Below are 13,763 nucleotides of genomic sequence, written 5' to 3'. Positions count from 1 at the left end.
GGCGAAGGTGACGGCAAGTCCGCGCAGCCTCCCTCCCAATGCTCCCTCCCCCTCGCTGCGGGAGGGCTGGGGAGAGGGCGCGGTAGCCTTCGCGGTGGCACAGCATACGAGGTATATCATGGTTAAAATCGCAGTTTGCGGCGCCGCCGGCCGGATGGGGGGGCGGATCATCGCCGCCGTCCGGGAAGCCGACGGGGTCGAACTTTCCGGGGCTCTGGAACGGCCCGGCCACCCGATGGTCGGCCAGGATGCCGGCTTCAATGCCGGGCTCGGCGCCATCGGCGTTGCCATTTCCGACGACCTCAACGCCCTGGTGGCGGGGTGCGACGTGCTGATCGACTTTACCACCCCCAAGGTGTCGCTGAAGAACCTGGAGGCCTGCGCCCTGAAGAAGAAGGCGATCGTCATCGGCTCCACCGGCTTCACCCCCGAGGAACGGGCGCTGGCCGCCGAGCTGGCGAAAGAGATCCCGGCGGTCCTCGCCCCGAACATGTCGGTCGGGGTGAACGTCTGTTTCAAGATCCTCAAGGACATCGCCCAGACCCTCGGCGACGACTTCGACGTCGAGATCGTCGAGGCTCACCATAAGATGAAGAAGGATTCCCCCTCCGGCACCGCGGTGCGGATGGGCGAGGTGGTGGCCGAGGCCTTGGGCCGCGACTACAACAAGGTGGCCAACTACCACCGCGAGGGGATCTGCGGCGAACGGACCAAGGAAGAGATCGGCATGCAGACCGTCCGCGGCGGCGACATCGTCGGCGAGCACACCGTCTACTTCATCGGCATGGGGGAGCGGATCGAGCTGACCCACCGCGCCATGAGCCGTGACATGTTCTCCCGCGGCTCGGTGCGGGCAGCCCAGTGGATTGTGGGGAAGAAGCCGGGGTTGTACGACATGCAGGACGTGCTGGGCCTTAAGTGAAACGCCGCTTTTTGGCAATCTCTGCGTTGGGCGGCGCGCCTCCTTGTGCGGCGTAGCGCTGCTACGCCTCCGCGTCGCCTCTTGCCCGCCTTGACCTTGCCGAAAAATCGACGTTTCACGATGAATGTCACACAGAATGCCGCTCGCGCGGCATTTCCTTTATAAAAAATATTGGAGGTTCTACCGAAGATGGCAAAAATCAATGATAACTACCTCAAACTCAAAGCCGGCTACCTCTTCCCGGAGATCGGCCGCCGCGTGCGGGAATTCGCCGCCGCCAACCCCAGCGCCAAGGTGATCCGCCTCGGCATCGGCGACGTGACCCGTCCGCTCGCCCCGGCCGTGATCAAGGCGTTCCACGACGCGGTCGACGATCTGGGCACCATCGACCAGTTCGCCGGCTACGGCCCGGAGCAGGGGTATGACTGGCTCATCAACGCCATCATCGAGAAGTCCTACAAGCCGCTCGGCGTGGAGCTGAAGACCGAGGAGATGTTCATCTCCGACGGCTCCAAGTGCGACTGCGCCAACATCCTGGACATCTTCGCCCTGGACAACGTCGTCGCCATCGGCGACCCGGTCTACCCGGTCTACAACGACACCAACGTCATGATCGGCCGCACCGGCGACGCCGACGACAAGGGGTACTACCAGGGGATCGTCTATCTCCCCTGCACCGAGGCGAACTACTTCATCCCCGAGCTCCCCAAGGAGCGGGTGGACATCATCTACCTCTGCTTCCCCAACAACCCGACCGGCACCGTGGCCAGCCGGCACGAGCTGAAGAAGTGGGTCGACTACGCCCTTGCCAACGACGCGGTCATCTTCTTCGACGCCGCCTACGAGGCGTTCATCACCGACCCGGAGATCCCCCACTCCATCTACGAGATCGAAGGGGCCAAGAAGTGCGCCATCGAGTTCCGCTCCTTCTCCAAAACCGCCGGCTTCACCGGCGTCCGCTGCGGCCTGGTGGTCGTGCCGGAAGAGGTGATGGGGACCACCAGCACGGGTGAGAAATACTCCTTCAACAAGCTCTGGCTGCGCCGCACCACCACCAAGTTCAACGGCGCCTCCTACCCGGTGCAGAAGGCCGCCGCCGCGGTCTACTCCGACGAGGGGTGGAAGCAGAACAAGGAGATCATCGACTACTACATGGAGAACGCCCGGATCATCCGCGAGGGCCTCAAGGAAGCGGGCCTCACGGTCTACGGCGGCGTCAACGCCCCCTACATCTGGCTGAAAACCCCGGCCGGCATGAGCTCCTGGGACTTCTTCGACAAGCTCCTCAAGGAGTGCAACGTGGTCGGGACCCCCGGCTCCGGCTTCGGCCCCAGCGGGGAAGGGTTCTTCCGGCTCTCCGCCTTCGGCCATCGCGAGAATGTGATCGAGGCGGTGGAGAGGATAAAGAGGAATTTGAAGTAATAATGAGGGCGCCAACTTGGCGCCCTTTTTTACAACAAAAATACCAACATAATTAATATTACGTATGAGGTTGCAATGTTATTAAAAATTGAGGTTGCTGTCTCTGAGAATATATCCAGTACTGAACGTGGAAAACTTCTTGAAAATATTGGTAGTGAAGTATTGAGTGTTATGCAGTACGACGTTACGGAAGAAGTCAGATTAACTGGAATGGAAGTTGACTTACTTGCAAAACACCGTCTGAGTGGTGAAGTCATTTATGTAGAATGCAAAGCATATCGCCAGACATTAGCAGCAGATGTCATTTTAAAGCTTCATGGTGCTGTGAGTTTTAAGTCAGTTTCATCAGGGTGGTTACTCACAACTGGTGATTTAGGAAAAGATGCAAAAGGATTAGTTAGTGAATGGGAATTAAAAGATCCGACAGAGCGTAGAAAGTTACAATTCTATACTCCGCAAAGATTGATCGAATTATTGGTTGGCTCAAAAATAGTTTGCGATCCAAACAAGCTTATTAAGCCGAATGGATACTTATATGCAAATGAAACTTATTTGTTGCTAACTAACTTTGGGCGATTTTGGGCAACACCAACAGTTGATGTGAGTGCAGGCATTAACCAAAATGTATTACTTTTTGATGCAATTACAGGCAACCCTATCACTGATAATAAAATTATCAAAGATATATCCTCTACTGACACTTCTCTAAAGGAATTAAACTGGGTCTCTGCGTCTTCCAAATGTTCTTCCACACTGCAAGATATTAAAAGCGAAATGCAAAGCATTGTGAGTGTGCCTGCAAGTGACCATTGGTCAGACTACCGTCCAGCACGCCCTCAAGACTTTGTAGGCCGAAAACAAGTGATATCTGATATCTATGATTATTTTGATAAAGTAAGGTGTCAGGATACTACTACGAGGTTAATCGCAATTAAAGCACCGTCTGGTTGGGGCAAGAGTTCAATATTGTTAAAGCTGAAGTCAATTTCTTCATCCAAGCGAAATAAAAAGAAAATATATTTCTATGCTGTGGATTCTCGTGCAGCAGTATCACGTCGTTACGCAGAACTTGCCATAATAAAATGTTTTAAAAATGCGATTGAAGAAGGTTTTGTAGAAAAACCAAAAAATGATCTTAGACTTGGAGCGAGCTCAGACCCATTCTCAGATCCATCCTTGCAAGAACTACTAGAAAGTCTTAGTAAAAATAAGAAAACAATAGTGTTGTTTTTTGATCAGTTTGAAGAAATATTTGCGAAACAAGAATTAGCCCCACTGTTTAATGAACTTTATAGTATATGTACATCAATAGATTCGTTGCAAGAAAACATTATACTAGGATTCTCTTGGAAAACGGATGGCACAATACCTCAAGACCATCCTGCGTATCACATGTGGCAAGGTATTTCTGATAGTAGGCGTGAATTTAGTTTGACACCATTTTCTCCTTCTGAAGTTGCCAGTGCCTTGACTATGTTTACTAAAGAACTCAATCAAACAATTAATCCTCAACTAAAAAGAATACTTTCTGATCACTGTCAAGGATATCCTTGGTTACTTAAAAAGTTATGTATACATGTTTACAAGCTTATTAAAGAAGGATATGACCAGTCAGAAATCTTGGGTAAATCATTAAACATAAGTGAATTGTTCAAGAAAGAGCTCGAAGAACTACCTTCAAATGAATTAAGTTGCATTCAAAAAATAGCAGCTGACTCCCCAGCTGAATTTTTTCAGATAGAAGAAAATTATGGTGGAGATACCGTTAAATCTTTAATAAATAAAAGGTTAATTCTTCGAAGTGGTTCTAGATTGATCCTCTATTGGGATATTTTTAGAGACTATGTTCTCACTGGCAAGGTACCACAAATTCCTGTTAGTTATATTCCGCAGAGCGATTGTAGAAGATACTTAGATGCACTAAAGTACATTTTGGGAAAGAGTACTATTACTTTTGAGGATTTAGGTGCTGAATTAAAGGTAGGTGATGGAACTACTGATAACATCGTGCGTGATATGATTATGATGGGTAGTTCTGAATCAAGTCGAAAAAAGAGGACCCTTTCTTCACTTTGTGCAACAGAGCAAGAGTCCTTGATTGCGCTTCATCGCTTTTGGAAAAGCCATGTTGTATTGAGAAGCTTGATTTCAAATAAAGGTTCTGGATTCGAAGTAACTTATGACGAGATAAAATCAACTTTAAAAGAAGTGTACTCTACATCACAGTTTGCAGAAAAAACCTGGGATATATATGTGAAACGGACTGTAGAATGGTTGGCAGCCATCGGAATTGTTATTGTGAATGGCAATTATATTAGCCACATACCAGATTCTTCAGCAAAAGACATTTCAATTAAGCCAAGAACAAATGTTCCAAGATTTTCAGGAAACTTTTTCGGTGATGCACCACCGCCAGTAGTTTTGGAGGTAATTCAATTAATTGCTTCGGGTCAGAACAGCAAATCAGAGTTAACAAAGAACGGAAAAAGAAACTCAATTTATGTTCTCAAAGAATTGAACATGGTTACCGAATCAAATAAAAAATTGGAATTAAATTTGATAGGAGATATTGACTATACAAAATGGTTAGCGACTTGTGTTTTAAAGACTAAGAACATTGAGGCTGTAATCTCAATCATTAAATCAGCTAAAGATATCAAGACAAAAGAGATTGGAACAATACTGGCGGAGAAATTCGGATATTCTTGGTCTGATGCAACTAAGGCAAGATATGGTTCTGCCCTTTCAGTATGGGCAAAATGGGTAACAAATTTACCTGTGGGCTAAATGAAGACTGGAAGCTTATGGGACATAACATGTTAATGTCCTTTCAAAACGCAGCTGTTCCTTTTTGTTTCAACTAACACTGGCAAATTTCGGGGACAGCATACTTAATTCAAAAGGCGGCCGATTGGCCGCCTTTGCTGTTTCATCCCCGCGGATGATCAAGGGGAAATACAGGAACACCATACCTATTTAAATTCAAAAGGCAACCAACCGGCTGCCACTTCTCACCCATACAGCACAGCCCCCTCACCTCACTCCGGCTCCGCCAGCAGCAACCGGTTCTTCGGTGTAATCTCCGCCGGGATCGTCTGCGTCACCACCCGGTAGCCGGCCGCCTGCAGCCGTCCGACGCGGGCCACATCCATCGCCAGCGCTCCGTCCAGCCAGCCGCGCAACTCCACGCCGCTGCCGCTCGCCAGCTCGTGGCAGCACGGCAGCACCGCCAGCCGGGCGCGCGCCGCGATGGCCAGATCCATGACCCGGTCGGTGAGACCGCCACAGGCGTGAACCGAGACCACCAGATCGTCCGCCGTCAATGCCACCTCCTCAAGCTCCCCACGACGCAACTCCACCCGCCCGGCCAAGCGTGGCCAGGCGTTCTCCAGCACCGTCTGCAGCTTTCCCGCGCTCGGCGGCAGGGCACGGTCGATACCGAGGGCGTGCGGGGAGCTATCGTCGAGGAGAAGCAGGATGCTGGAGAGGAGGCCGTGGCCGCAGGCGAGGTCGATAATGCGGCCGCCGCGCAGACGTCGCCGCACCCGCCGCGCCACCTCCCAGGCCTCGTAGAGTTCCTTGCGCGGCAGGCAGCCGGCGCGGCAGACGGCACGGGCGATGCGGTCGAAGAGACTCTCACCGGGGAAACGTTCGAGGTGACGGTCGGTGAGGCGGTTACGGGAGGCGTGGTTCATGCGTGACTCCGATCAGCGTAGGTCGCGTGCAACTGCGCGGGAGCAGTTGAAATAAATGGACACCATACCAATTTCAAGGCGGCTATCAGGCCGCCTTTAGCATTTCAGCCCGCAACACTCCATCAATCCAACGCCGGCACAAAGCCTTCTCTGACAAGAATCCGCATGACCGCCCGGATCAGGGCATTATTGACGAAGTTGATGGTGTAGGCCCGGGCGTGGGGCCGGATCGGCTGGAGCATCCGGGCGTCGACGAGTTTTTTCAGTTGGTAGGTGCGCTGCCGCTCGGTCAGATCGGGAAACAGCTCCCCGAAGTCGCTCGCCTTGAAGGTGCCAAGCTCGGCGGCACGGCGCAGCACCGTCTCTTCGGTCCGGGTGATCAGGCCGCGCGTCCGGCTGTAATCCAGGGCCGGGAAGAGAATCCGTTCCTTGAGGACCTCGTAACGGGTCAGCTGGTCCACCTTTGCCAGTTCGTCCCTGATCCCCGCCAGCACGTACAGGCACCACTCGGCAATTCCGTCGTCGCCGCCACCGTCGGCCCGCGACAGCATGGCATAATACCGTTCACGGTCATTGCAGAATACGGCCGTTGGATTGAGCACGCGCCCGCCGGCACGCACGTTGAAGCCGTATTTGATCAGCAGCGCATAGGTGAGCAGGCGGACGACCCGGCCGTTGCCGTTGCTGAAAGGGTGAATCCAGGCAAACCGGTGGTGGGCAAGGGCTGCTTTCAGCAGGTCGTACTTGGGCGGGTCGTCACGGTTGATGAACCCTACCAGCTCTTCCATGTAGTCAGGCACCCGCAGTGCATCGGGCGGCAGGTGGCTTGCGCCGGCAATGGCGACCGAGCCGGTCCGGTATGCGCCGGGCGTCCGGTCCCCTTCGCGGTCCAGCCCCCGCACCGTCAGGACGTGCTGCTCGCGGATGAACTGATGGGTAATGGGACTCCCCTTGGCAACGGCTTCTTCGAGAAACGACATGGCGTGCTCGATGTTCTCGATTTCCCGCATCTGCTCGCCCTGCGACGATTCGGCAGCGATTTTCGCCTCGACGTAATCCGCCAGGGTGGTGTGATTCCCCTCGATCCTGGCAGAACCGAGGCTTTCCAGCAGATGGAAGATCTGCTTTAATTGGTAAAATATGGCTGCCGGCGTGTCGCCACTCAAGGTCAGCCGCCGCAGATGCTCCAGCTCCATGATCACATCCGTGAGCGGAGAGTCGAACGACAGGAGCGGGAGTTTGAGCGGAATATCTACAAAGGCGGCTTGCGTCATCTCTATCGTACCTTTTTGCTAAATACACAATCATTACATAACATCTTTATAATACAATATAATATATGGCACGATAAAAAAGACAACTACAATCTATCCCGTTAAGAACTACGCTAACTCCAAATTTTACGGACAGCCATACTTTCCGGCAAGCATGGCCGGATGTCATGCCGTCAGGTTGACCGATTCCTACCGCATCACTCTGACCGCCATGATCACCGAAAACGAGATCATCCTCCTCGACATCGGCAGCCATGACGCGGTGTACCGGTGATACGCATAAAGACGGCGGCCACTCGGTCGGCAGATTCTTCGGCTGACCGCCCAGCCGCTGCTTGACGGCCACGCGAGAATCAACTACAGTGCCACCTCGCCCGCCTGTCGGGTGTATCTCTTCCGCGGAACACGCTGCGTATGACCAAACAGTACCTCGTCGCCACGATTATCGCCCGGCTGGAGGCCGATCTGGCCCTGTTCACCGCGGCGGCCCGGCATGCCCACGCCGCGGCCACCCATGAGGAGTGTCAGCCGGACAACAAGTACGACACCACGGCGCTGGAGGCCTCTTACATCGCCCAGGGACAGGCCAACCGGGCGCAGGAGATCCGCCGGAGTCTGGAGGCGTACCGTACCCTGGAGCTGCAGGCGTTTGACGACGATACGCCGGTGCGGCTGACCGCCCTGGTGACCTTGGAGGACGAGGCGGGCGAGGCGCTCCGGCTGTTCATCGGCCCCCAGGCCGGCGGGATGAAGCTGGCCGATCCGGCGGGAGAGACCGTGGTTATTACGCCGGCTTCCCCCTTGGGCAAACGGCTGCTCGGTCTGGTGGCGGGTGATGAGGTAGCGGGGGTGGACGCCGGCGCGGGGAAGCTCTACACTATCGTGGCTATCGCCTGAGCCTCTTGCAACACCGCAGACCGGCCCCGCAGTAGTTTTCAAGAGGTTCACCCGAAAAGAATCGTTGGGAGCTGTATGAAGATCTGGATTGATGCCGATGCCTGCCCGCGGGCGGTGAAAGAAATCCTCTTCCGGGCCTCGACCCGGCTGCAGGTGCCGCTCTGCCTGGTGGCCAACAAGAGCCTCGCCAAGCATGCCGGCCCACTGGTGGAGACCATCGTGGTGGCTGAAGGCTTCGACGTGGCGGACGACTACATCGCCGAGCACGCCCTCCCGACCGACCTGGTGGTCACCGCCGACGTGCCGCTGGCCGCCCGGGTCGTCGCCAAGGGGGGGGTGGCGCTCAATCCGCGCGGCGAACGCTACACCGAGGAGTCTATCGGCGACCGGCTGGCGATGCGCGACCTGTTGAGCGAGCTGCGCGACACCGGCATGATCCAGGGGGGCGGCCCGGCACCGTTCAGCATGAGCGACCGCAACCGCTTTGCTTCGGCCCTGGACAGCCTGCTGCATCGCATGCTCCGGCGCTAGTCGGTAGCCACGTCTCGGGGGATTCAGCCATGCCTGGTTCACCTCTGCACATCCTGGCCCCTGCCACGGGGAGTGCCGCACTCGTCGCGCGGGAGATCGAGCGACTCAAACGCCGGGTCATCTGGGCCGAGCGGGCCGGGGCGGACCAGGGGCGGCAGCTCGCCTTCATTTACCGGGCGGCCGACCGCTTCGGCCGGCGCGTCTTCCCCCATACCTTCTGCCACACCGATGCGGCCGCTGCCGGCTGCGTCACCGGCTCCTGCTGCCTCTGCCGCCCCGACGTCTTCGCCCGGGAGCAGGCGCTCCTCGACCTTCTGCCCCAGCCGCACGACAACGACGGCTTCTGCCCCTTCTTCAACCGCGCTCGGCGCAACTGCGGCATCTACGCCATGCGCCCGCTGGCCTGCCGGATTTACTACAACCTCGCCGCTTCCCGCCACGGCTGCCCGAATCCCGCCGACGCCATGCTGGCACTCCTGGCCTTCCTCAGACCCCATCTGGAAAAAATCCTCGGCCCCTACCAGGGCGGCTATAATTCCATGATGCGGCGGAGCTCCGGGGACGGCATACAATAAGTCAAAAGGCGGTCAAGCGGCCGCCTTTGTTGTTGCCGGAGTAGCGTTGCGTACTGGCTCCGGGTCTTGTGAAATACGTAACCGAGCGCCGGCTAGCCACCGCTGACGTCGGGGTCGCCGGCCATGGCCAGCCAGGCCTGGGCGGCGTGGGAGAGGTAGCCGTCGCGCCGCCAGATCAGGGCCATGTGCCAGTAGATCTCCGGCGCTCCCACCGGGATGCGTTTTGTGGCCGGGTGGGGGCGCTGCTCGGCGATCAGCCGGGGGAGGAAGGCGCCGCCGAGACCCGAGGCAACCAGTTCGACCACCAGATCGAGCTGGCTCGACCGGGTCGCCACCCGGGGGGGGAAGCCGGCCGTCCGGCAGGCGGCCATGATCAGCGGATTGAGGGCAAACCCCTCGCCGTAGAGGATGAGCGGCAGCTCCGCCAAGTCGGCGAACGCCAGGGTCTCGCGGCCGGCCAGGGGGTGATCGGCAGCCAGCAGCAGGTCGACCGGCTCCCGCCGCAGCTCCTGCCAGGCAAATTCCTCCCCCACCGGCAGGAGCGACGCCGCCAGGTCCAGCTCGCCGGCCAGTACCAGCTCCTCCAGCTTCTTGCTGCCGTGCTCGACGAGCCGCAGCTCCACCCCCGGATAACGGCTCCGGAAGGCGGCGAACCAGCGGGCGAAGAGGATGCTGCTGCCGATCAGCGGGAAGCCGAGGCGGAGGGTCCCCCCCTCCAGCCCCCGCAGCTCCTCCAGTTCGGCCTTCAGGTCGTCCCGCTGCGCCAGGATCGACAGGGCGCGCCGGTAGACGATCTCCCCCGCCTCGGTCAGCCGGCTTTTGTGGCCGACCCGCTCCAGCAGCCGGAAACCGAGCTCGTCCTCCAGCTGCCGGACCGCCTTGCTTACCGTCGACTGGGTGGTGAAGACTACCTCGGCGGCCCGCGAAAAGCCCCCCTGGCGAACTACCTCGACAAATGCGCGCAGCGCCCGGATGTCCATGACTATTCCTTTTTGGAATCAATTATAGTCGGATATTTCACTGTACGAATAGCATAGAACCGCCTATCATGCAATCAGTGCGCGCGAAAGGAGAAGGTATGACAACCCGACACATCAGGGCGATCTGGCTCCGGACCTGCCGGAGAAGCCGCTGGCTGCAGGTCCTGGTGATCCTGGGATTCTGGTTCGTCGGCGACCTGGTGGCCCGCTTGACCGGCCTGCCGGTCCCCGGGGCCATCCTCGGCCTGTTCCTCCTGCTCATCCTGCTGGGGAGCGGCAAGATCGGCATCGGTACGGTTCGCCAGGGGGCCCGGCTCTTTCTGGCGGATATGCTCCTCTTCTTCATCCCGGCCGTGCTGGCGGTGCTGGATCATCGGGAGCTGGTGGGAGTCCTGGGGCTGAAGATTCTGGTGGTGATCCTGGTGAGCACGGTGATGGTCATGCTGGTGACGGCGGTGGTCATCGATCTCTGTTACCGGTGGCTGAACGCCGGGAAGAAGGTCTGTCATGGGACCGACTGACCGGTTATTGGCGGCGCTCTTCTGGTCGGCGCTGACCATCGGCCTCTATTTCCTCGGCAAGGCGCTTTACCGTCGCCGGCCCTGCTGGTGGCTCTCGCCGCTCATGATCTCGCCGGTGCTGCTGATCGCGGTGGCGCTGGTGCTGCACGAGAGCTATGCCGAATACATCCGGGGAACCCACTGGCTGCTGGCTCTCCTGGCCCCGGCCACGGTCTCCTTCGCCATCCCGATCTACGAGGAGCGGCAGCTGATCCGCCGCACCTGGCCGCTGCTCTTGCTGGGGGTCCTGGCGGGGAGCATCACCTCGTTTCTCTCCTCGTGGTGGCTGGCAAGTATGCTGGGGTTGGACCGGCTCCTCTGTCTCAGTCTACTGCCGCGTTCCCTCAGCACCCCCTTCGCCATGACGGTCTCGGGGGATATCGGCGGCGTGCCGGCCCTCACCGCGGTATTCGTGGTCTTGACCGGCGTCCTGGGGGCAGCCCTGGGCGAGGGGCTTCTCGCCTGCCTGCCGCTCCGCTCCGCCGTTGCCCGGGGGGCGCTTTTCGGCATGGGGGCCCATGGGGCCGGAACCGCCAAGGCCCACCAGATCGACGGCGAGATCGGCGCCATCGCCGGGCTTGTCATGGTGCTGGTCGGTCTGCTCAATGTGCTGACGGCGCCGCTTTTGGCCGCCGTGGTGCGCTAGGGTAGAAGAGAGAGGAGCTCGTTACCCCATGTCCAGCCCCCTGTATGCCCGCATTTACACCCTGGTCCGCCGGGTCCCGCCGGGGCGGGTCACCACCTACGGGCGGATCGCCCGGCAGGTCGGCTGCACGGCGCGGACCGTCGGCTTTGCCATGGCGGCGCTCCCGGCCGGTCATGACGTCCCCTGGCAACGGGTAATCAACGCCCGGGGGGAGGTGAGCCCGCGCCGCAACGGCGGCGGCGACCTCATCCAGCGGTTGCTGCTGGAGGCCGAAGGGGTGCGGTTCGACGCCCGGCGGCGGGTCGATCTCAGCCGCTACGGCTGGGAGCTGGAAACGGCGGGCGGTGGGCCGGCCAATCCGTAGCGGCTTTTTCGTCTCGGGGCAGGACGAGGTGTGGGCGTAGCCGGCGATCTGCGGTACACTGAGAGCAGGAGGCACGCAGTACCGGGAGGTGACACCATGACAACTTCACGTGGTAAGCAACTGGCTGAGGAAATCCTGCAGAAGGTAGCGACGCTGAAAGAGTCCTGTGCGGGCGTTGACGAGAGTCTGGCCGCCCGGGCGCCGGCGGGCCGGTGGTCTCCCAAGCAGATCCTTTCCCATCTGTGCGGCCCCGAGGGGACGGGGCATCTGCCGCTCCTCAAGGCCTTTATCGATCACGACATCCCCTTGCTCGATCTCAATGCCGAGAATCCGTTCTTTACCGAAAAACGTGCGGCGATGAGCTTCAGCGAACTGGTCGCCGAGAGCGAGCGGAATTACCGGCGGGTGGCCGACTTTGCGGTGGGCCTGACCGAGGCGCAGCTGGCCCGGACGGCGCATATTCCGGAGTTGAAAGAATCGCCGCTGGGCGAGTATCCCACGCTTGACGGGATGATCAAGGCACTGGGCGAGTTCCACATCCAGTTTCACATCGATCACTTGCATGAGATTCTGGCGGCGCTTGCCGGCGAAGGGAAAAATCCGGCAGGAGGGTAATGCCGTGAGCGTTCATCCTGCATCGGGCGGCCAAGCGGCCGCCTTTTCTTTTGGTGCAGCGGAATCGCCGGCGCCGGTTCAGTCGCGCAGATGCTCCCGTGCCCAGTTGCCCATCTGCAGGAGGATCGGATACATGCTCATCCCCTTTTCGGTCAGCGAATACTCGACCTTCGGCGGCACCTGTGGATAGACCTCCCGGTGGACCAGTCCGTCGGTTTCCAATTCGCGCAGCTGCTGGGTGAGCATCTTGCGGGTGGTATCCGAAAACTGTCGCTGCAGATCGGAAAAGCGCATCGTCTGCTGCGCCAGGTGCCAGAGGATCGACGCCTTCCATTTGCCGCCGACTACCGCCAGGGTGACGTCGATGCCGCAGGTGTACTCTTTGCCCCGATAGACCAGCCGGTCCGCCGTTGTCTCGCTCATTGCCGTGCTCCGCTATGGTTCCAAAATAGGTACTACGTACCAAATAAGTACGTAATTGACTGTAAAATCCCTATGCATAAAAATAGCGCAAACGGTTGGGAATGTGAACCGGAAATTCACGGGAGGGCGATATCATGAAGGTGGTGGCGTTTAACGGCAGTCCCCATGCGGAGGGGAATACCTGGCATGCGCTGAAGATGGTGACGGCGGAGCTGGAACGGGAAGGGATCGAAACCGAGATCGTTCAGGTGGGGAACAAGGTTATCCGCGGGTGCATCGCCTGCGGCCAGTGCGCGAAGAACAAGAACGAGCGGTGCGTACTGCCGGGCGACGAGGTCAACGAGTGGCTGCAGAAGATGAAGCAGGCCGACGGAATCATCCTCAGCTCGCCGGTGCACTATGCCGCCGTTGCCGGGACGATGAAGTCGTTCCTCGACCGGGCTTTCTACGTCGCCGGCGTCAACGACGGCATGCTGCGGCACAAGGTCGGCGCGGCGGTGGTGGCGGTGCGCCGCTCGGGCGGCCTGCCGACCTTCGACCAGCTGAACAACTTCCTCAACTACGCCGAGATGCTGCTGCCGACCTCCAACTACTGGAACGTCATCCACGGCCGGGCGCCGGGCGAGGTGGTCCGGGACGAGGAGGGGGTGCAGATCATGCGGGTGCTGGGGAAAAACATGGCCTGGTTGCTGAAACTGGTGGCCCACGGCCGGGAAGCGGTCCCCCCGCCGCCGCGGGAGCCGAAGACCTACATGAGCTTCATCCGCTGAACGCGGCGACAAACGGCAAGGCGGCCACGCGGCCGCCTTTGTCTTGTCAGTTCGCCAGCCCTGCCAGCCGGCCGGTTTCCCCGCCTTCC

Annotated in this window: 15 protein-coding genes; 11 read left to right on the top strand and 4 right to left on the bottom strand. The window is 58.5% G+C overall.

Translation table 11 applies throughout. The annotated features are described in order from the left end of the window. Positions 1–118: 118 nt before the first annotated feature. From dapB to QMN23_RS18310, 3 genes are all read left to right on the top strand, one after another. Positions 119–922, top strand: coding sequence for a 4-hydroxy-tetrahydrodipicolinate reductase (dapB, locus tag QMN23_RS18320; RefSeq protein ID WP_282000776.1), 804 nt, complete (start codon positions 119–121; stop codon positions 920–922). Positions 923–1,111: 189 nt separating this feature from the next. Then, positions 1,112–2,344, top strand: coding sequence for an LL-diaminopimelate aminotransferase (locus QMN23_RS18315; RefSeq protein WP_282000775.1), 1,233 nt, complete (start codon positions 1,112–1,114; stop codon positions 2,342–2,344). A 75-nt stretch (positions 2,345–2,419) separates the two neighbouring features. Then, positions 2,420–5,131 (top strand): restriction endonuclease, encoded by a 2,712-nt coding sequence (locus QMN23_RS18310; RefSeq protein WP_282000774.1) that lies wholly within the window; start codon positions 2,420–2,422, stop codon positions 5,129–5,131. Positions 5,132–5,382: 251 nt separating this feature from the next. Here QMN23_RS18310 and QMN23_RS18305 read toward each other — a convergent pair whose 3' ends face one another. After that, positions 5,383–5,889 carry a methyltransferase gene (locus tag QMN23_RS18305; protein ID WP_282000773.1) on the bottom strand — a complete coding sequence of 169 codons (507 nt, stop codon included), beginning with the start codon at positions 5,887–5,889 and terminating at the stop codon, positions 5,383–5,385. 272 nt (positions 5,890–6,161) lie between these two features. After that, positions 6,162–7,313, bottom strand: coding sequence for a Fic family protein (locus QMN23_RS18300; protein WP_282000772.1), 1,152 nt, complete (start codon positions 7,311–7,313; stop codon positions 6,162–6,164). A 414-nt stretch (positions 7,314–7,727) separates the two neighbouring features. Here QMN23_RS18300 and QMN23_RS18295 point away from each other — a divergent pair, with 414 nt between their 5' ends. From QMN23_RS18295 to QMN23_RS18285, 3 genes are all read left to right on the top strand, one after another. Next, a complete protein-coding gene (locus QMN23_RS18295; protein ID WP_282000771.1) occupies positions 7,728–8,210 on the top strand; it encodes a transcription elongation factor GreAB in 483 nt (160 codons plus the stop codon). Between the two features lie 75 nt (positions 8,211–8,285). Then, positions 8,286–8,741: a YaiI/YqxD family protein gene (locus QMN23_RS18290; RefSeq protein ID WP_282000770.1), complete on the top strand. Its 456-nt coding sequence runs from the start codon at positions 8,286–8,288 to the stop codon at positions 8,739–8,741. A gap of 29 nt (positions 8,742–8,770) precedes the next feature. Continuing rightward, a complete protein-coding gene (locus tag QMN23_RS18285; RefSeq protein ID WP_282000769.1) occupies positions 8,771–9,316 on the top strand; it encodes a YkgJ family cysteine cluster protein in 546 nt (181 codons plus the stop codon). A 92-nt stretch (positions 9,317–9,408) separates the two neighbouring features. Here QMN23_RS18285 and QMN23_RS18280 read toward each other — a convergent pair whose 3' ends face one another. Further along, positions 9,409–10,296, bottom strand: a complete 888-nt coding sequence (locus QMN23_RS18280) for a LysR family transcriptional regulator (protein WP_282000768.1) — start codon at positions 10,294–10,296, stop codon at positions 9,409–9,411. A gap of 98 nt (positions 10,297–10,394) precedes the next feature. Here QMN23_RS18280 and QMN23_RS18275 point away from each other — a divergent pair, with 98 nt between their 5' ends. The 4 genes from QMN23_RS18275 to QMN23_RS18260 all read left to right on the top strand — a co-directional run bounded on the left by QMN23_RS18275 (position 10,395) and on the right by QMN23_RS18260 (position 12,481). Next, the gene (locus tag QMN23_RS18275) at positions 10,395–10,817 is read left to right on the top strand and encodes a CidA/LrgA family protein (protein ID WP_282000767.1); all 423 of its coding nucleotides are present in this window, start codon (positions 10,395–10,397) and stop codon (positions 10,815–10,817) included. After that, positions 10,804–11,502 carry an LrgB family protein gene (locus QMN23_RS18270; protein ID WP_282000766.1) on the top strand — a complete coding sequence of 233 codons (699 nt, stop codon included), beginning with the start codon at positions 10,804–10,806 and terminating at the stop codon, positions 11,500–11,502. The genes QMN23_RS18275 and QMN23_RS18270 overlap by 14 nt, the downstream gene beginning before the upstream one ends. Positions 11,503–11,530: 28 nt before the next feature. Continuing rightward, positions 11,531–11,866 carry an MGMT family protein gene (locus QMN23_RS18265; protein WP_282000765.1) on the top strand — a complete coding sequence of 112 codons (336 nt, stop codon included), beginning with the start codon at positions 11,531–11,533 and terminating at the stop codon, positions 11,864–11,866. Between the two features lie 96 nt (positions 11,867–11,962). Continuing rightward, positions 11,963–12,481: a hypothetical protein gene (locus QMN23_RS18260; RefSeq protein ID WP_282000764.1), complete on the top strand. Its 519-nt coding sequence runs from the start codon at positions 11,963–11,965 to the stop codon at positions 12,479–12,481. Between the two features lie 78 nt (positions 12,482–12,559). Here QMN23_RS18260 and QMN23_RS18255 read toward each other — a convergent pair whose 3' ends face one another. Continuing rightward, positions 12,560–12,904: a winged helix-turn-helix transcriptional regulator gene (locus QMN23_RS18255; protein WP_282000763.1), complete on the bottom strand. Its 345-nt coding sequence runs from the start codon at positions 12,902–12,904 to the stop codon at positions 12,560–12,562. A gap of 134 nt (positions 12,905–13,038) precedes the next feature. Between QMN23_RS18255 and QMN23_RS18250 the strand changes: the two genes are divergently transcribed. Continuing rightward, complete coding sequence (locus QMN23_RS18250) at positions 13,039–13,674, top strand: flavodoxin family protein (protein WP_282000762.1); 636 nt, start codon at positions 13,039–13,041, stop codon at positions 13,672–13,674. The last annotated feature ends 89 nt before the right edge of the window (positions 13,675–13,763 follow it).

Origin of the sequence: Geotalea uraniireducens (assembly GCF_027943965.1) — a bacterium.
GTDB lineage: Bacteria > Desulfobacterota > Desulfuromonadia > Geobacterales > Geobacteraceae > Geobacter > Geobacter uraniireducens.
This window is presented reverse-complemented; position numbering and strand designations above follow the sequence as displayed.